This window comes from Mesoflavibacter sp. (assembly GCF_964226795.1).
GTDB classification, from domain to species: domain Bacteria; phylum Bacteroidota; class Bacteroidia; order Flavobacteriales; family Flavobacteriaceae; genus Mesoflavibacter; species Mesoflavibacter zeaxanthinifaciens.
In genome coordinates this window covers 122178-141510 of record NZ_CAXQQP010000007.1, presented here as the reverse complement: position 1 = coordinate 141510, position 19333 = coordinate 122178, and the positions used below count along the sequence as shown (strand labels likewise).

The 19333-nt window shown below is 30.8% G+C and carries 13 protein-coding genes and 1 tRNA gene; 10 read left to right on the top strand and 4 right to left on the bottom strand.

Annotated elements, in window-relative coordinates; genetic code table 11:
- Positions 1 to 6 precede the first annotated feature (6 nt).
- Positions 7 to 1341 (top strand): SusE domain-containing protein, encoded by a 1335-nt coding sequence (locus tag ACEQT4_RS05890; protein ID WP_304141156.1) that lies wholly within the window; start codon positions 7 to 9, stop codon positions 1339 to 1341.
- An 85-nt stretch (positions 1342 to 1426) separates the two neighbouring features.
- Complete coding sequence (locus ACEQT4_RS05885; RefSeq protein WP_370226509.1) at positions 1427 to 4306, top strand: alpha-amylase family glycosyl hydrolase; 2880 nt, start codon at positions 1427 to 1429, stop codon at positions 4304 to 4306.
- A 114-nt stretch (positions 4307 to 4420) separates the two neighbouring features.
- Here ACEQT4_RS05885 and ACEQT4_RS05880 read toward each other — a convergent pair.
- Positions 4421 to 4502: transfer RNA gene (locus ACEQT4_RS05880), tRNA-Leu, on the bottom strand.
- A 120-nt stretch (positions 4503 to 4622) separates the two neighbouring features.
- Between ACEQT4_RS05880 and ACEQT4_RS05875 the strand changes: the two genes are divergently transcribed.
- From ACEQT4_RS05875 to ACEQT4_RS05855, 5 genes are all read left to right on the top strand, one after another.
- A complete protein-coding gene (locus ACEQT4_RS05875; protein ID WP_370226507.1) occupies positions 4623 to 6011 on the top strand; it encodes a dipeptidase in 1389 nt (462 codons plus the stop codon).
- Between the two features lie 129 nt (positions 6012 to 6140).
- Positions 6141 to 7001 (top strand): DMT family transporter, encoded by an 861-nt coding sequence (locus ACEQT4_RS05870; RefSeq protein WP_370226506.1) that lies wholly within the window; start codon positions 6141 to 6143, stop codon positions 6999 to 7001.
- An 86-nt stretch (positions 7002 to 7087) separates the two neighbouring features.
- Positions 7088 to 7453 (top strand): BlaI/MecI/CopY family transcriptional regulator, encoded by a 366-nt coding sequence (locus tag ACEQT4_RS05865; protein WP_027880948.1) that lies wholly within the window; start codon positions 7088 to 7090, stop codon positions 7451 to 7453.
- Positions 7454 to 7455: 2 nt separating this feature from the next.
- On the top strand, positions 7456 to 9699 hold the full coding sequence (locus ACEQT4_RS05860; RefSeq protein ID WP_370226505.1) for a M56 family metallopeptidase: 2244 nt from the start codon (positions 7456 to 7458) through the stop codon (positions 9697 to 9699).
- 156 nt (positions 9700 to 9855) lie between these two features.
- Complete coding sequence (locus ACEQT4_RS05855; protein WP_370226503.1) at positions 9856 to 10956, top strand: DUF4407 domain-containing protein; 1101 nt, start codon at positions 9856 to 9858, stop codon at positions 10954 to 10956.
- 53 nt (positions 10957 to 11009) lie between these two features.
- Here ACEQT4_RS05855 and ACEQT4_RS05850 read toward each other — a convergent pair whose 3' ends face one another.
- Genes ACEQT4_RS05850 through ACEQT4_RS05840 form a run of 3 tightly spaced genes read right to left on the bottom strand, consistent with a single transcriptional unit; the run spans position 11010 to position 13316 of the window.
- A complete protein-coding gene (locus tag ACEQT4_RS05850; RefSeq protein ID WP_027880946.1) occupies positions 11010 to 11588 on the bottom strand; it encodes an alkylphosphonate utilization protein in 579 nt (192 codons plus the stop codon).
- Positions 11589 to 11624: 36 nt separating this feature from the next.
- The gene (locus ACEQT4_RS05845; RefSeq protein WP_370226502.1) at positions 11625 to 12119 is read right to left on the bottom strand and encodes a glycosyltransferase; all 495 of its coding nucleotides are present in this window, start codon (positions 12117 to 12119) and stop codon (positions 11625 to 11627) included.
- A 15-nt stretch (positions 12120 to 12134) separates the two neighbouring features.
- The gene (locus tag ACEQT4_RS05840) at positions 12135 to 13316 is read right to left on the bottom strand and encodes a response regulator (protein ID WP_370226501.1); all 1182 of its coding nucleotides are present in this window, start codon (positions 13314 to 13316) and stop codon (positions 12135 to 12137) included.
- Positions 13317 to 13496: 180 nt separating this feature from the next.
- On the opposite strand from ACEQT4_RS05840, the gene ACEQT4_RS05835 reads away from it, so the two are divergent.
- From ACEQT4_RS05835 to ACEQT4_RS05825, 3 genes are read left to right on the top strand one after another with little or no spacing between them, the layout of a single operon-like run.
- Complete coding sequence (locus tag ACEQT4_RS05835) at positions 13497 to 16586, top strand: hypothetical protein (protein WP_370226500.1); 3090 nt, start codon at positions 13497 to 13499, stop codon at positions 16584 to 16586.
- Entirely contained in the window at positions 16586 to 17800 is a 1215-nt protein-coding gene (locus tag ACEQT4_RS05830; RefSeq protein WP_370226498.1) for a hypothetical protein, read from the top strand. The genes ACEQT4_RS05835 and ACEQT4_RS05830 overlap by 1 nt, the downstream gene beginning before the upstream one ends.
- A complete protein-coding gene (locus ACEQT4_RS05825; protein ID WP_370226497.1) occupies positions 17794 to 19305 on the top strand; it encodes a glycoside hydrolase family 2 TIM barrel-domain containing protein in 1512 nt (503 codons plus the stop codon). Before ACEQT4_RS05830 ends, ACEQT4_RS05825 begins: the two co-directional genes overlap by 7 nt.
- Positions 19306 to 19333: the final 28 nt, after the last annotated feature.

Genomic DNA, 19333 nt, shown 5'->3' with positions numbered 1-19333 from the left:
GAAACAATGAAAAATTTTATAAAAATATCAGCTTTATTTTTGACATTATTCTTAAGCTTTACTTCTTGTGAAGAAGATGATAGTTTAGAATTTGTTGCAGCTCCTCAAGGAGAATTTGAATTCACTAACACATTCTTGTCAGAGTACATTTTACCAGCCGAAAATAGTACTGATGACAATATTGGTGCAATATTTTCTTTCAACCCAGCAGATTTTGATGTTCAAACTAACGTATCTTACGAATTACAATCTTCTATATTAGGCGACTTCACAGACGCAACTGTAGTTCCTACATTATCAAACAACAATAACAATCAAATAGAGGTTACTATTGGAACTTTAAAAACTTTAGCAGAAGAGTATGGTATTACTGCACCAGACTCAGGAATGTTAAACTTTAGAATAAGAGCTTATGTTGGTGATGCGATTTCTACAACAGAATCATTTACTGAAACTCAATCTATAACAGTAACGCTATTAGAAGCTCAAACTGGTGGCGGATCAGGGATAGAACCTTCTACGTGGGGAATTGTTGGTTCTGGTTACAATAATTGGGGCGCATTTGCAGATGCACCTTTTTACACAACAGACCAAGCAGATGTATATGTATCTTATGTAACTTTAGTAGATGGTGAAATCAAGTTTAGAGAAAATAACGAATGGGTTAATGACTTTGGAGACGATGGTGCAGACGGAACTTTAGAAGCAGGAGGAGCCAACATACCTGTTACAGCAGGAACTTATAAAATCACACTAGATCTTTCTACAAACACATATACAATGGAAGAATACTCTTGGGGTATTGTTGGTTCTGGTTATAATGATTGGGGAGCAACTCCTGATGCTAAATTTACATACGATTACGTTACTGATACTTTCAAAGTTGGAGTTAAGCTAATTGATGGTGAAATTAAGTTTAGAAAAAATAATGATTGGGCTGAAAACTTTGGTGATACTGGTGTAGATGGTACATTAGATGCTGGCGGAGATAACTTAGTTGTTACAGCTGGTTTTTATGCAATAACTTTAGATTTCAACAATGGTACATACACTATGGAAGCTACAGACATCTACGGTGTAGTAGGTTCTGGATATAACGATTGGGGAGCAACTCCTGATTTTTCTTTTACGCCTTTAAGTAATGGAGTTTGGGTTGCTGAAATTGTACCTATAATTGATGGTGAAATTAAATTCAGAGCTAATGAAGATTGGGGAACCAACTATGGTGGTACTTCAGGAACTTTAGTTGATGGCGGAGACAATATTGCTGTAACTGCAGGAAATTATAGAATATCTTTTGATACAGTTAATCTAACTTACGAATTAAATCAAGTTAATTAATTTTATCTAAATAACTAGCTATTATATAAATTGAAAAGGCTGACTAGTTTTAGTCAGCCTTTTTTTCAAAATAAAAAATTTAAATATGAAAAGAATTACGCTTTTATTTTTGATGTTGTTTTCAATAATATCATTGGGACAAGTTACAATAACACCAAATCCTTTTGAAGTCGATCAATCTATTACAATAACAGTAGATATTAATAGCTCTGCAACAGATTGTAACGGAATTAATAACCCATCAAAAGTTTACCTACACTCTGGTATTGGAGACGACAATGACCCTTGGGGATTTAATGTAGTTGGAAATTGGGGACAAGATGATGGAATTGGTGAAATGACAAACAATGGTAATGGCACATGGAGCATCACTTTTGTGCCTGAAACTTATTATAATCTTTCTACAACTCAGGCACAAAATGCCATAAAAATGGGAATGGTTTTTAGAAATGCAGACGGCACTCAAGAATTAAAAGCTTCAGGTTGTTCTGATTTCTTTTTTGATGTTGGGACTTTTCAAGTTAGCTTAAGCTCTCCTGCAGAAGACTCTACAACTATAATTAATTCAGGAAATAATTTTTCCGTAAGCGCATCAAATATTGGCGGTCCTGCAGATTATGTTTTAAAATCTAATGGAAATATAATAAATACTCAAAATAGTGTTTCTACATATAACTATACACAAACAAACATAACTAATAATCAAAATTATGTTTTAGAAGTTACTTTAAACGGAACAACTATTTTTAAAGAATTTTCAGCTATTGTAGATCCAGGAACAGTCTATGAAGTAATGCCTACAAATTATCAAGACGGAATAACTTATCTAAGTGATACAGAAGCTGTACTAGTTTTATATGCAACAGGTAAGGACTTTGTGTACTTGGCTGGAAGTTTTAATAATTGGCAACCAGATTCTAATTATGCCATGAAGGTTGATCCAACTCGTAATAATAAGTTTTGGATCACACTTACAGGATTAACACCTGGACAAATTGAGACTTATCAATATTGGGTAGTAGATAAAACTCCACCTGCAAATTCACCATCATTAGTAAAAACTGCAGATCCTTATTCAACATTAGTTTTATCACCTTTTGATGATCCTTGGATTCCTGCTGCATCATACCCAAACTTACCAACATATCCTGCAGGTCAAGAACGCGAAGTTACTGTTTTACAAACAGCTCAAACACCATATAACTGGCAAGTCACAAACTTTACTAAACCAAAAAAAGAAGACTTAATTGTTTACGAACTTTTGGTTAGGGACTTTGACGCAGATAGAAATTATCAAGATGTCATAGATAAAATAGACTATTTTAAAAGTTTAAACATTAATGCTATCGAGTTGATGCCTGTTATGGAGTTTGAAGGCAATGAAAGTTGGGGATACAATACGTCATTTCATAGAGCGTTAGATAAATTTTACGGAACAGAAGATAAGTTAAAAGAGTTAATTGATGTCTGTCATCAAAATGGAATTGCTGTAATTTTAGACTTAGCTTTAAACCATGCTTTTGGTCGTAATCCAATGGTACGCATGTGGATGAATGATCCTGATGGAGATGGTTGGGGCGAGCCAAATAGTCAAAACCCATATTTTAATGTAACACCTACACATACTTATAATGTTGGATATGATTTTGATCACTCTAATCCAAGAACAAAAGATTATACAAAAAGTGTTATTAAACATTGGATTGAAGAGTTTCATATAGATGGTTTTCGTTGGGATTTAACTAAAGGGTTTACTCAAAATTGTACATCTGGAGATGAAGGTTGTACAAACAGCTACCAACAAGATCGTGTTGATGTTCTAAGAGAATATGTTGATTATTCTTGGTCACTTGATCCTTATCACTATGCCATTTTTGAGCATTTAGGATCAGATTCAGAAGAGCAACAATGGGCCAATTACCGTATTGGAGAAACTATTCCTAAAGGTGTAATGATGTGGAAAGAAATGTGGAACGATTACAAAAACCTTGGTAATGGTAGTGCTGCAAATATTAGCGGTATGGGAAGTAATGAACATGGGTTTACAATGAAAAGAGCTTTAGGTTATCCAGAAAGTCATGATAAAGACCGTGTAATGTACGAGATGGTAACATTTGGTGCCAGTAATGGTAGTTACGATATTACAGATTTAAATACCGCTTTAACAAGAATGTCTACAATTGGAGCAACTTCAATTATGATTCCTGGTCCAAAAATGTTATGGCATTTTGCAGAGTTAGGAATGGATATTTCTATTTGGACTTGCGACAACGGTGTTGTAAATACTGATTATGACGGTAATAATGATGGTGATTGTAAATTATCCACAAAACCACAACCACAATGGGTAAACAACTGGACAAATGACCCAAATAGAAGTCAAGTTTTTAACGATTGGTCTAGATTGAATGATTTAAAAATTAACGAAGATGTTTTTGAAGGGGACTACTCTATTGACTCTGGAGATTTAACACCTCGTATTTTTATCTGGAATGACGCCATTCCTGCAACTGAATTAAAAAATGTTGTGATTTTAGCAAACTTTGATTTAACAGCTCAAAACATTGTACCAGATTTCCCTTATACGGGAACATGGTATGATTTAATGGATGAAACCAACTCAACATCAATTAATGTAACAAACACAGCTGCAACAATTAATATTCCTGCTGGTGAATTTAGAATTTTTGGTAATGCTGCTCCTCAAAGTTTAAGCACTACAAGTTTTAATGTAGAAGATTCTATTAAACTATATCCTAATCCAACTAAAACAACATTCTCGGTAAATATTAAACTTAACAACGTATCGATTATTGATGTTTCTGGAAAAGAAATAAAATCGTTTAATGGTGATTTTGAAAAAGGACATACTTTTAATGTTGAAGGTATTTCGGAAGGGTTATATTTAATTCAACTTGAAAATGAAAATGGTCAATCTTCAACTCAAAAATTAATTATTAATTAGTCAGAATAGAAATTTGCTTTTAAAAAAGGCTTTAATCTAATTAGATTAAATCCTTTTTTTATAATGATTTAAAACAAAAAAAAGCTAACTGAATAAGTTAGCTTTTTTACTCTGTACAGGCGGAGAGACTCGAACTCTCACACCTTGCGGCACTAGATCCTAAGTCTAGCGTGTCTACCAATTCCACCACGCCTGCAACTTGTTTCCGTTAATTTCGGATTGCAAATATAATCAATAGTTTCAATTTACAAACAAGTTAATAGCAGATTTTTTTGATTTGCTTTTTGTACTTTTACATAAATCATAAAATTCTCTTATGCAAAACATTTCAACATACGTCAAAGACAACAAACAACGCTTTATTGACGAGCTGATAGAACTCTTAAAAATTCCTTCTATTAGTGCAGATTCTGCTTACAAAGAACATACCTTTAATACTGCAGATGCTGTAGCAGAAAGTTTAAAAAAAGCAGGTTGTGACAACGTAGAAATCTGCCCAACCGATGGTTATCCTATTGTCTATGCAGATAAAATAATTGATAAAAATTTACCAACCGTTTTAGTTTACGGTCATTACGATGTACAACCACCAGATCCTCTAGATTTATGGCATTCGCCACCTTTTGAGCCTGTAATAAAACCTACAGACTTACATCCTGAAGGTGCAATTTTTGCACGTGGTGCTTGTGATGACAAGGGACAAATGTACATGCACGTCAAAGCAATGGAGTTTATGACCAAAAATAATTGTTTACCGTGTAATGTTAAATTTATGATCGAAGGTGAAGAAGAAGTTGGTAGCGTTAATCTTGGAAAGTTTGTTAAAGAAAACCGCGAAAAATTAGCTAACGATGTGATCTTAATTTCAGACACTGGCATGATTGCTAAAGATGTACCTTCAATTACAACTGGTTTACGTGGTTTAAGTTACGTAGAAGTTGAAGTCACTGGTCCAAATCGCGATTTACATTCTGGTTTATATGGTGGTGCAGTTGCCAATCCAATAAATGTATTAACAAAAATGATTGCTTCGCTTCATGACGAAAATAATCACATTACCATTCCTGGTTTTTATGATAAAGTTGAAGAGTTAAGCCAAGAAGAACGTGCGCAAATGGCAAAAGCACCTTTTTCTTTAGACGCTTATAAAAAATCTTTAGACATTGATGCTGTTTATGGTGAAGCTGGCTACACAACTAACGAACGTAACAGCATTAGACCAACTTTAGACGTTAACGGAATTTGGGGCGGATACATTGGCGAAGGTGCAAAAACCGTTATTGCAAGCAAGGCTTATGCAAAAATATCAATGCGATTAGTACCAAATCAAGATTGGGAAGAGATCACCCAACTATTTAAAACGCATTTTGAAAACATTGCTCCAGAAGGTGTAAAGGTACTTGTAAAACCACATCATGGCGGACAAGGTTACGTAACGCCAATAGATAGTGTTGGTTATCAAGCTGCAAGTAAAGCTTACGAAAAAACTTTTGGAAAAACACCTATACCACAACGTAGTGGTGGAAGTATTCCTATTGTTTCACTTTTTGAAGAGCAACTAAAAAGCAAAACCATTTTAATGGGCTTTGGTCTTGATAGCGACGCAATACATAGTCCAAACGAACATTTTGGCGTGTGGAATTATCTAAAAGGCATAGAAACTATTCCGTATTTCTATCAATATTTTACAGAACTACATAAATAAAATTTGGGTGTTTCCACCTTTTGCTTCTAATGGCAAAAGGTGGTCGCGCTTTTCATTATATCTTAATTTTGCCATATATGGCAGCAAAATTAAGGATGTCATTACAATCGCTAACACAACTAACCCAAAGTGAAAGACCAACATTTTAAGCATGTTTTAGAACTTACTTTTGCTACTTTTTTAATAAGTACGTCTGGTGCTTTAGGTAGATACATAGATATGCCTGCTCCAGTAACAATTTGGTGGCGAAGCATTTTGGCAATGCTTATTTTATTGGGTTATTGCAAGTATAAAAACATCAAATTAAACATTCTTTCAAAAAAAGATTTAGGTGGTTTTATAATTGCATCCATCTTTATGGCATTACATTGGATTACTTACTTTATTGCACTGCAAAAATCTAGTGTTGCAATTGGTATGTTATCACTATTTACATTCCCGATAATTACAGCACTTTTAGAGCCATTATTTTCTAAAACTAAATTTGATATCATGCACCTTATACTTGGTGCAATGGTACTTTTAGGCATTTATATTTTATCTCCAGAAATAGACTTTGAAAACGACGCATTTATAGGCATATTCTTCGGATTGGTTTCTGCTTTGTGTTATGCGCTTCGAATTTTAATAATGAAACAGTATGTAACTACTTATCACGGTAGTCATTTAATGTTTTATCAATTACTAATTATGGGTATAATGTTATCGCCTGTATTAATTTTCTTAGACAGCTCTAATATGGTGACTCAATATCCTTATGTGATTATTTTAGCGTTAGTCACTACAGCTTTAGGACATACTTTATTTGTGCAAAGTTTAAATCATTTTAAAGTGAGTACTGCAAGTATTATTGGTAGTACGCAACCTATTTTCGGGATTATTATTGCTTACTTTTTCTTAAACGAAATCCCGACTTGGAACACCTTTTTTGGCGGATTATTAATCCTTTCTACAGTCATCATAGAAAGTCTTAGAACACGAAAGACATAAAATATTTTTACTCAAAATTCGTTCTACATTTGTAGAATTCATTTTTATATTCTACATTTGTAGAGGTTATTCTAAAAACATAGAACATGCAGTTATCAAAATCTGAAGAAGAATTAATGAGTTATTTATGGCAATTAGAAAAAGGTTTTATGAAAGACTTGCTAGACGCTTATCCAGAACCAAAACCAGCAAACACAACAGTTGCGACGCTTTTAAAACGTATGACAGACAAAGGTTTTGTGGCTTATAATAAATTTGGAAACTCAAGACAATACTATCCTTTAGTTAAAAAGAAAGACTATTTTTCTAAGCATGTAAATGGTTTGATTAAAAACTTTTTTAATAACAGTAGTACGCAATTTGCTTCGTTTTTTACTCAAGAAACAGATTTAACAAAAGAAGAATTAGAAGAACTACGCGCTATTATAGACAACCAAATTAAAAACAAATAATCATGGGTATTCTGCTATTAAAATCATCGGCATGTTTGGCTATTTTAATGCTATTCTACAAAATAGTTTTAGAGCCGTTAAACCATCATCATTTTAAAAGGTTTTATTTGTTAGCTGCGCTTTTAACATCGGCAATCATACCTTTTATTACATTTATTAAATATGTAGAACCAACTTTAGATTTTGGTGTTTACGATCCAGAAAGTATGACAACACCGCCATATTTTCCTGCAGAATTACCTACAATTACAGAAGAACAACCCAATACATTTTTACCGACACTTTTATGGACAATTTATGCTATTGGTGTTATTATATTTTCAACGCGATTTATTTTAAATCTATTTAAGATTTCATCTAAAATTAGAACACATCAAAAGGTAAAAACCCATGTATTTATAAATGTTTTAATTGAAAAATTAGTTATTCCGCATACATTTTTCAACTATATTTTTCTTAATAAATCTGCTTTTGAAAATAACGATATTCCACAAGAAGTTTTATTACACGAACAAGCACATGCTAAACAAAAACATAGTTTAGACATTTTGTTTTTAGAAATCTTACAGGTTATTTTTTGGTTTAATCCACTACTCTATTTTATAAAAAAAGACATTAAACTTAACCACGAATTTTTAGCTGATCAACAAGTTTTAAAAAGTGGTTTCAACTTAAAAGATTATCAAAATCTCTTGTTAAGGTTCTCATCAAACCAAAAAGAGTTAGCATTGGTTAATGCTATCAATTATTCATCAATCAAAAAACGTTTAACAATTATGAACACACAAACAACACAAAGAACAAAATGGCTTAGAAGTCTATTACTACTACCTGTATTGGCATTGCTTTTATTTAGTTTTAGTCAAACTAAAGAGGTTGAAAAAAGTGTTAAGCCAAAAATTAATATTGCATCTAATGCTAATGAAAATTTAATTAAAACACCAACTCTAACAATCAATCAAAATCCATTATCTCTTAAACTAAATGGTAAGTCGACTAGTTTAGAAAATTTGAGATCAGATTTCATAAACTTATTTGGAAAAAAAGATGTTGAATTACAAATAAATTCAAAAGGTAAAAGTTTAGATTACTCTATTTTAGAAAAAGTAACTAAAGCATTAGAAGGTTTATGTAAATCGATAGAATTAAGCAACGGAATAAAAATTAACGAGCAAACCCATAAAGTTTCTCCAAACAAAGATTACTCTTTCAATGTTATAGAAAAGAAAAAAACTACACAAGACAAACAGTACCCAATGTTAGGTATGTCCGTTTTTAAAGGTGACCCTATTTACGCCAATAAAAAATTGATACAAGCAAGTCAAGTTGCTGTAACAACAGAAAAGGAGGTATTAAATTTTAAGTTTAAAGTACCCGGAAAACCAACAGTAAAAGTTGAAGGTGATATGCTTAACGAAGAAGCGATAAAAAATTTAGAATCTGCAAATAACGATTCATACATAACTTACTTTGATATTAAACTTGAAGATGGTAGTAAAGTGCCTTCTATGATAGTAATTATAAAAAATCAACCAAGTAAAAACAATAAAAAGACAATTCCGTTACCGCCGCCTCCAATAGCACATAATGCTACTAAAGAGCAAAAAGAAAAATATAAAAAAGAAAGAGAAGAATATTATAAAAAATATAAAATTATAGATGGTAAACCTACAAAAATACCAACGCCATCAAAGTCAAAAAATTTAAAAGAGGTACCAAAACCACCTGCACCACCAAAACCAAAATCGCCTTTAGACACAGTTGTTGAAATGGCTAAAAAAGGTGCTACTTTTTATTACAACAATGAAAAAATAACTTCTGATAAAGCTATTAAACTTTTAAAAGAGAATAAAAACTTAAATATATCTTCAAGTAGAATCAACAATGTATCTACAGTACATATAAATGACAATGATATTAAAACAACAAATAAAACCGTAGTATCTAACGTTAGTTATTCTGATAAAAAATATAATGAAGACAAAACTCACACATCTAATTTAACGGTTAACGCTGAAAATTTAGAAGAATTAACCAAATTTGATTGGGACGCTTTAAAAACAATTTTCAAAAATAATAGTCCCGAAGATGTAATTGAACTTAGCTTTAATTACAATAAGAAAGTAATGTTTAATGAAAATGTTATTGATAATGTTAATTTCACTATTTCTGGAAAAACTAATGAGTTAGAATCCATGATAAAAAAATCTAAAAATATGATATCAAAGCTTAAAGAAATACATTAAAATCTCTTTAAACCAAATCTATAAAAACCTCAAAACTAATTGATTTGAGGTTTTTTTATTTCAAAAAATGTAACATTTCAGCATAATTAGCGTTCTAATAACTACTTGTCCTGAGTACAGTCTAAGGATCATCATCAATCAAAACACAATCACATCATGTTACAACAATTTTTTATTATTTGCTCTGGCGCAGATATTAACATCCTAAACAATGCTTCTTCAAGCGAAAAAAACAAATACGCAGGTATTGGCGCAACGGTCTTTTTTACAGCACTAATGGCTTTTATCGCTTCTGGTTATGCGCTTTACACCGTTTTTGACAATCTTTTTACAGCCATCTTTTTTGGACTAATTTGGGGATTACTCATTTTTAATTTAGATCGTTTTATTGTCTCTACAATTAAGAAAAGAGATTCTTTTTTAGATGAATTTTTACAAGCATTACCAAGACTAATTTTAGCTTTAATTATCGCTATAGTTATATCAAAACCTTTAGAGATGAAGATTTTTGAAAAAGAAATCAACCAAGTTTTACTAGAAGAAAAAAATGCAATGACGCTTGAAAATCAAGAACAAATTGCACTTCAATTTTCTCCTAAAGAAACAGAACTAAAGCAAAACATCGAAGATTTAAAATCCGAAATTGACACCAAAGAAGCCGAAGTAAATGCACTTTACGACACCTATATTAGTGAAGCCGAAGGTACTGCAGGAACAAAAAAACTGGGTAAAGGTCCTGTTTATAAAGAAAAACGAGACAAACACGATGCTGCTTTAGCCCAATTACAACAACTAAAAACAGATAACAAAGCAAAAATTGCAGCTATCGAAACGCAATTAGAGCAACTTCAAAACAACTATCAAACACAAGTTAATAATACACAACCTATTATTGATGGTTTTGATGGATTAATGGCGCGTGTTAATGCCTTAAACAAATTACCTTGGTTACCTTCGTTTTTTATATTTCTATTATTTTTAGCTATTGAAACAGCACCGATTTTCGCAAAATTAATTTCACCTAAAAGTGAATATGATTTTAAATTAGAAGATCAAGAAACTGCTGTAAAAACATTAGTACAACAACGTGTTGAAGAGCGTAAACTAGCTTTACAAACTGATTTTAAAATTAACGATAAAGTATACACAGATTTATCTGAAGAAGACGAATTATATCAATTTAAACGAAAAAAAGCTAGAGAGCTTATGCAGTTACAAGCAGACGCTTTTTATAAAAGTCAGCAAAAACTATTATAAAAAAAAGCCCGATTTTCAATTAGAAAATCGGGCTTTTCTTCACTTTAAAAATATTAATTCTTTTTTACATATTCTGTGATAATCACAATTTGTTGTCCCCCAACTTTACCTTCAATATAATTAGCATTTTCGTGATCTACGCGTATGTTCCTTACAGCTGTTCCTTGTTTGGCAACCATGCTAGAACCTTTTACTTTTAGGTCTTTTATTAAAACAACGTTATCTCCGTTTTCTAGTAAAACACCATTAACATCACGATGTATAATTTTTTCGCTTTCGTCTTTATCTTCTCCTGTTGCTCTTGCTAATGCCAAAGCATCTTCATCTAAATACATCATATCCAACAGGTCTTTTGGCCAACCTTCTCCTCTTAATCGTTGTAACATACGCCATGCCATAATTTGGACAGCAACATGCTCGCTCCACATACTATCGTTTAAACAACGCCAATGGTTTGGATCCATATCGGTGTTTTTTTCAATTTGATTATAACATGTGTCACAAACCAAAACGCAAGTGTCTACGCTTTCGTTTAACGAAGGTGGAATTGTGTATTGTTGTAAGTTTGAAGAAGATCCACACAACTCGCAAGTTGATTGACTTCTATCTTTTAACATTTGAAGTACGCTCATTTTAAATATTTGAGAGCAAATGTATAAATTAATAAATCATAATTTACTTAATCTTTGAAGATTAATAAAAGCATTATTAGTTTTTAATGTTTTTAAATAATCTACTAAAGAAAACATGCTTTTAAATATTGAATTATGATTTTTCTTACCTTGAAAAACATTTTTATTGTAATTTAAAATATCTTCTTGATTATCTACAATTGCATGTATTAAAGCATTAAGACCATGGTATTTTGTATTAAGTAAATTTGTACTAACATAGGCTATTTTATCTAAGTTATAGTGACTATTCATAAACCTTGCTCCAGCTCTAATTGCAGATATATCTGATTTTGTTTTTTTTATATTTACAAGTGAAACATTATCACAACGATCGGCAATGATCTCTAATATAAAAGCTGTATTATCCCTACTGTTATTGTTAACAAAACATATTTTTAAGTCTGAGACTTTAATTATATTTTCTATAAATATAGAAGGGTTTATATCCTTTGCATTATTGTGAAATATTATTATTACACCTGTTTTCATCTTAAAATTATATTTTTATATAGTCTTTAAATTTGAAGCGCTATTTACTTTTTTACTTTTTGGAGACCTATATACCCATGCAATTTGACCTAACTGCATAACTATTTTTACTGAATCCTTCATTGATAATTTAGATCCATCTGCGTGTATCCATCTTTTTAATGGCTGCTCGCACAATAAAGTTTTTGCTTTTTCTAAACCAAAATGGTGACTCATTCTTTTAAAAATTTCGACATCAAAAATCCATTGCGTTACAAATTTTTCTCCAAATGCTATTTGAATAACATCTTTACTAAAAATCTTTGCGCCACATTGTGTGTCTTTAAAGTCCATTTTTAGGATCTTTCTTATGATGAAGTTAATCGTTAAGCTTATTATTTTTCTTGCAGACTCTTTAGTTATGTTTGCTCCCATTCTAGAGATCCTTGATCCACTAACAATTTTAAAGTTTGATGTTTCTATAGTTTTTACTAAATCATCAAAATCTGCTAAATCTGTAGATAAATCTGCATCTAAAAATCCTATGTAATCTAAATCGTCTTTTTTAGCCATATGTAACATACCCAGTCTTACAGCTTCGGCTTTACCTCCATTTTTTTCGCAATCGTAAACTGTTATAAAGTCTTCTCTTCCTTTTTGTAAATCTTTTAATACTTTTAAGGTATTGTCCTTACTACCGTCATTAACAAAACATAAATGATAACCAGAGTACTTGTCTATGTAGTTTAAAAACTCATTACTTAACAAGCGTTCTTCTTCATTATAACATGGTATAACAACACCAACGCAACGCTCTTGTATAACCACGTCTGATGAAGACTCTACTGCTTTAGTTTCTGGTTTTCCTATTAACCTTTTTATCCTTGCACTAATTTCGTTAAGGCTTAAAGGTTTTTTCATGTAATCGTCTATCCCTAAGTCAAAACCATCTGTAATGGTTTTATCTTGTGTATCTCCTGACAGTACTACAATTGGTATATTAGAATTTTTAGTTTGTCTTATATACTTTACAACATCTAACCCAGGTACACCTGGCATATTAATGTCTACTATTACTAAATCTGGTTGAAAACTATTAAAGGTATCTATACCTGATGTACCGTTTGTTTCTATTTTTACGTCGTATCCTAACTCTGTTAGTCTCTTTTGCAGTGGAAGTAAGACTAGTTGTTGATCGTCGATAGCTAAAATTTTCATGAGATATGAGTTTTATTGTTGATTACGGTTCAAAAGTAGCTTATTATGAAGCTCTTAAACGTTGGTTTTAGTCTAAGCTATTGTTATGTGTCGACGAATGGTTAAATAGTATAGATAATTAAAAATCAAACCCTTTTTTTATTTAATTATATTTACACTCATAAAGATTTTGCTTTATTGATGAAAGAAACGTCTAATAAATTTTTAATTGCAGCTTTACTTTTAGGTTTAGCTTTTCATGGTAGTTCTATATTTTTTACTTTAGAATATACTTATGATGCGTTAATTCATTTATTTTTTGCAGATCATTATGCTAATAGTTGGTTTGAACCTTGGAATTATGAGTGGTACACAGGTTTTACAGTACAAAGCTACCCGCCATTAGTACATCAATCTATTGCTTTATTATCTTATGTTGGCGGACTTAAGTTTGGCATGTTTACAGTAGCATTAATTGCTATTGTTTTATTTATTACTGGTACATACAGATTTTCGTTATTAATTACTTCTAGTAAAAAAATAGCTGGTTATGCTTGTGTGCTTGCTACATTTTCTTCTTCGTTTGTAGAGACTTTACATATTTTTGGTCAATTACCTAGCATTGTTGGTGTTTCTGTTTTGATGCATGCTTTACCAGAAATCTACTTATGGCTAAAAACCGGTAAGAAATGGTATTTAGCAACATCTTTATCTTTAATATCTGTTACAGTTACTTCCCACCATGTAACGCCTATTTTTGGGATGGTCTTTTTTATTTTTCCTTTAATTGGAATGGTCTTAATGGATGTATCTAAAGATAAAACTGGATCTTATAAAGCTGTTACCTTTAAAGTGTTTTTAAATAGTTTTTTTAAGCTATTTAAACGCATTGTCGTTTTTGGTTTTTCTTCGTTAATTTTAATTATTGGATGCATTATTCCGTATTGGTTAAATTCTAAGACTAACCCTATAACTCAAGTACCAATACCGCATGGATCTAGAGATAATTTTTTAGAAGTAACTTCTTCTGGATTAGTATTTTTCTTAATTCCTTGGGGAGTTTTATTAGTGCTTTTACCTTATATTTTTTATAGATATTACAGTAAACGATATTTGTTTTTTGGGCTTTCTATAACTATCTGTACCATATTAGGTACTGGAGGCACAACACCAATACCCTTAAAAATGTTAGGCGAAACCGCTTTTAACATCTTAACCTTAGACAGGTTTACGCTTTGGGCTTCTATAATGTCTATTCCTTTGTTAGGAGAATTTGCTTATCGTTTTGTAGAAGGTGATTTAAAAGCACTAATTCAACAAAAATTTGGTGCAGTTTACCACAGAATTATAGGCGGTATTCTAGCTGGTTTATTTGTATTTATGGTAATTTTTACAATGAGCTTGGGGTATTTTAGACCTTCTCAACCTCAAAAAATAAAAATGCTACCTATTGTTAACTTTTTAAATCAAGACGACCATGATAAATGGCGTTTTTTAACATTAGGATTTGGAGACCAAATGGCTTGGCTAAGTGCACAAACTAGTGCAATGACTGTAGATGGCAATTATCATTCTGCAAGGCGTTTACCAGAATTAACCACAAGACCTATAGAACGTCTTGAAAATTCAAAATTTAAAGGCGTAGCTGGTATTGGGTCTTTACAACAGTTTTTAACAACTCCAGAAAAATATAATTTAAAATACATATTTTCTAACGATAAGTTTTATGACCCTATTCTATACTTTTGTGGTTGGCAGCGGTTAAGACAATTAGAAAATGGTATAATGGTTTGGGAGCGATTAAATATTCCTCCTGTGTCTTCTATTTTGCCGAAAGAAGACGTTGCTAAATGGCTTAAAATACATTGGGGCATAATGCCTTTTTTAACTGTATTAGTTGCATTTATTTTAAATATTCAAATGCTTTGGGTTATTATGCTCAAAACCCGTAAAAAAGAATTACCTGAGTTTTTAAAACATAATTTTGTTTTTAAAAAATTTAACAATAATATATTACGATTAACACATCTTTGGTCATTACTTCTTGCTGGTTTTATTATTTACGGCATTTATCTTTTCTACTTAAAAAATGACTCTCAATTAAGTCCAAAAAACGCTTTAATTGCTTACTATGATGCTTTAGATTTTAAAGAGTTTGAAAAAGCTCATAGCCTAATAGATCCTAATAGTAACTTAAGTATTGCGCAATATATGCTAGAAGTGTCTGTAACAGATGGTTTATTGAGTAGTTATGCTAAGATGGACGAGATTAAAACTGAGATAAAAAAACATAGTGATAGTACTGCTACTGCAAAAGTAATTACGCAATGGATTACTCCTTTAGAAAAAATAGAGCGTGTAGACCACAAAACTTTAATTAAACAAAAGGGTAAATGGTATTTAAAACCTGATGATCTAAATAACGACCTACCGCCAGATCAACTATACAATGCTAATCAAACTAAATATTATAATCAAGGACGCAGACGTGTAACTACAGAACAAACACATCACGAAGATGTCCTAAAACAACCTGTTTTAGAAATTACAGACGCAAAACTTGTAAAAAATAATAATAGCTATGCTATTATTGGTCAAATACAAAATATAGACAATGTCCCTGCAGATGTAATTATTAAAGGAACATTATACAATGACGATAATAAAATGCTAGCTACCTACAATGCTAAATACCATATGAAGCATAAATTAATGCCTAAAGAAACAACTAACTTTAGAATTGAATTTGAAGGCATAGCGTGGTCTAAAACAAAAGACTCTATACCAGATACTTTTAATCCTGACGAATTTACACCTGTTGAGTTAGAAGAGCAACCTACAAAATTTAACTTACAAGCAGCTGGTAATGTAGCAGGAAGTGACCTTTATAAAAGTGTTGCTTTAAGTAGTTTAAAAATTACCGACAGTAAGATTTCGGGAAGTGTATATAATGGAGGCATACAAGAAGTAACCATACCTCAACTATTGATTAGTTACTACGATAAAGACAAAAACTTATTATGGGTAGATCATCAATTTATAAAAGATGGTATTAGACAACAACGCAAACAAACTTTTAAATACAAATTACTAACTAACAACAACATAAAAATTATAAATCAATCTAAAGACAACCTTTTTGTTAATGGATTACCTAATGCAGATATAGCTAGAAAAATTGTTTCAGATAGAATAACAAATCATACAGATCAAGTTTTACAACCTATTAATCATCCTGTTTTTAAGTATATTAAGGTTGAAATTAACTCATACATTGGCAATCCGTTTTAATGAAAAGTAAGATACCATACCTGCTACTTTTTTCTTTTATCACCATAAAAGCCATTACTATATTTAGTAGTGAATCTAAACCTATTTACAGCTTACTTAATAAAAAGAATATTTATACTGCTAACGATTCTGTTTTATTAAATTTCAGCACCAATACTGACGGTAAACCTTCACTTTACGTAACTAACAGTTATGGTTCTACACTTATACAACCTACTTTAACTAATAATGTGTTAAAGTATAAAATACCTAAATCTTTTTCATCAAAAAAAGGAATACTACATTGGAAACTTTTAGACAATAAAGCTTCTCTTGAAGGAAGTATTAAAATCAAGTCTTTAGAACAAGTAAAAAATATTGAAACCTATATTGGTCCGCCAAGTATAAATGCAGGAAAAACAGACTATAGTATGATTGTAGTTATCCCAACAGATAGTTTAGACAATCCAATAAGAAAAGATGAAGAAGTAATTATCAAACATCAATTTTTAAATAAAAAGTATTTGGACGTTATAAAAACAGACAATCTAATTGCTTACAAAAATATCTATTCTAAAGATAAAGATGGACGTTTATTAATTTCTTCAGAATGTAAAAACACAGCATCAAAGGAATTTACTGTTTTCGTAAAACCATCTATTCCTAAACCATTTAATATATATTCAGAAAGAACTCATAATTATGCAGACGGTAACCAAATTACGACATTAAAAACTTCAATTATAAAAGACAATTATAACAATATTGTTAGCGATGGTACTTATGTAACTTTTTACATTACAGATAAAAACAACAATAAACTACAAACTACAGGAACAACAATTAACGGTATTGCTACAGCAAAAATCATTAATCCTGATCATGAAGATTCCTGGAGTATAAAGGCTTACATAGACGGTATTACAGAAAGTAACTTGATTGCATTAAAATTTGAACAAGTTGTAAAAAACATACAATACACCATTACTAATAACAACCGTACTATAACTGTTGGTCCTATAAAAAGTTTTATGAATCAATTTATACCTGATGGGCTTGAAGTACAATTGGTTATAAAAAAGGATAATGACATTATAAATATTATAGAAAAAACTTCTTTTAATGGCTATGTTACTTTTAATTTAAAAGATGATATTTATAAAGATGATATCTATAACTTAACTATAAAAACAGCTGGTTTAACAAAAAACATTAAAGACCTAAAACTATGGTAAGTTTAAATAAAAACATAATCAGGTCTATTTTAATAATATCGTATATCATTGTTATTGCTTTAATAGTTTCTGGAATAAGCGGATTATTTAGTTACCTAAATACAGGAGCAGATCGTAGTAAGATGCTACATACCGAAATTAAAAAAATAGAACAATACCTTCCTAAAGTAATATGGCAACCACTAAATAATGAAGGCAGAAAAATGGATAATCAAAATCTAAATGCTATACAAAACGATTATTTAGATGCATGGTACGTAAAACAAGTTGCTTATAACTCTAATAAAAAAGCTGGAATTAAAGACTACTACACAGACCATGCTAGAAAGAATTTATACCAAACAATAGATTACAATACTAGTAATAACACAAGAGTTAATGCTACGACTATTAAGCATAACTTAAATTTAGATTTTTTTAGTGAAGATGGGCAGTTAGCAGTTATAACCGATAAAGATATTTTAGAATATAAGCAAGTATACAATAAAGACTCTTTAGTTTTAGAAACCAAAGAAACTTCTACATATAAAAGCATATTATTATTAGAAGATGGTTTTTGGCGAATAAGACACACGGTAAGACAAAATTTTACACCAATAAAATCAAAATTAAACCCACCTATTGATTCGTTAAATATCAAAGGTATAAATTACTATCCCCAAAATGCTCCTTGGGCTATGTTTGGAGACCTTTTCTCTAAGGATACTTTAAAAAAAGACTTTAAAATAATAAAAGATGCAGGCTTAAATACCATAAGAATCTTTGTCCAATATGAAGACTTTGGTAAAGCTGATGTAGACAAAACTAAACTTAAGCAATTAAAAACTACTTTAGACATAGCAAAACAACATAACTTAAAGGTTATTGTTACATTATTTGATTTTTTTGGCGACTATGCTGTTTTAAATTGGACACTAAACCATAGACATGCCGAAACTATTGTAAATAGCATAAAAAACCATGATGCTTTATTAGCTTGGGACATTAAAAACGAACCTAACCTTGATTTTAAATCTAGAGGAAAAGCTAATGTTATTGCATGGCTAGATAACATGATAGATGTTGTTAGATCTGTAGACAGCATAAACCCTATAACTATAGGTTGGTCAAATACTAAAAGTGCTACTATTTTAAAAGATAAAGTAGATTTTGTTTCATTTCATTATTATGAAGATTTAGAAGAGTTAGACTCTAAAGTTATTACGTTAAAGAAAGAAATAAAAAACAAACAACTTGTACTTCAAGAATTTGGAATTTCTTCTTACTCTGGTTTTTGGAAACCTTTTGGTAATAGTAAAGAAGATCAAGCTAATTATTACAAAAAAGCCCAAGAGATTATTGCAAAAAATAATTTACAATTTATGTCTTGGACTTTATACGATTTTAAAAATATACCTAAAGAGGTTGTTGGTAGATTACCTTGGCGTAAAAACGCTCAAAAGCATTTTGGCTTTATCGATAAAAACGGTAATAAAAAACCTGCATTTAAGTATATTACTAATTAAAAATTAGTTAGTTTTTGGGACAAAAAAG

Bases quoted from the DNA above. Each gene is read 5' to 3' on its own strand.
- ACEQT4_RS05830 (WP_370226498.1), top strand. From the start codon at position 16,586: ATGAAAAGTAAGATACCATACCTGCTACTTTTTTCTTTTATCACCATA.
- ACEQT4_RS05825 (WP_370226497.1), top strand. From the start codon at position 17,794: ATGGTAAGTTTAAATAAAAACATAATCAGGTCTATTTTAATAATATCG.
- ACEQT4_RS05855 (WP_370226503.1), top strand. From the start codon at position 9,856: ATGTTACAACAATTTTTTATTATTTGCTCTGGCGCAGATATTAACATC.
- ACEQT4_RS05845 (WP_370226502.1), bottom strand. From the start codon at position 12,119: ATGAAAACAGGTGTAATAATAATATTTCACAATAATGCAAAGGATATA.
- ACEQT4_RS05875 (WP_370226507.1), top strand. From the start codon at position 4,623: ATGCAAAACATTTCAACATACGTCAAAGACAACAAACAACGCTTTATT.
- ACEQT4_RS05865 (WP_027880948.1), top strand. From the start codon at position 7,088: ATGCAGTTATCAAAATCTGAAGAAGAATTAATGAGTTATTTATGGCAA.
- ACEQT4_RS05840 (WP_370226501.1), bottom strand. From the start codon at position 13,316: ATGAAAATTTTAGCTATCGACGATCAACAACTAGTCTTACTTCCACTG.
- ACEQT4_RS05885 (WP_370226509.1), top strand. From the start codon at position 1,427: ATGAAAAGAATTACGCTTTTATTTTTGATGTTGTTTTCAATAATATCA.
- ACEQT4_RS05890 (WP_304141156.1), top strand. From the start codon at position 7: ATGAAAAATTTTATAAAAATATCAGCTTTATTTTTGACATTATTCTTA.
- ACEQT4_RS05850 (WP_027880946.1), bottom strand. From the start codon at position 11,588: ATGAGCGTACTTCAAATGTTAAAAGATAGAAGTCAATCAACTTGCGAG.
- ACEQT4_RS05835 (WP_370226500.1), top strand. From the start codon at position 13,497: ATGAAAGAAACGTCTAATAAATTTTTAATTGCAGCTTTACTTTTAGGT.
- ACEQT4_RS05860 (WP_370226505.1), top strand. From the start codon at position 7,456: ATGGGTATTCTGCTATTAAAATCATCGGCATGTTTGGCTATTTTAATG.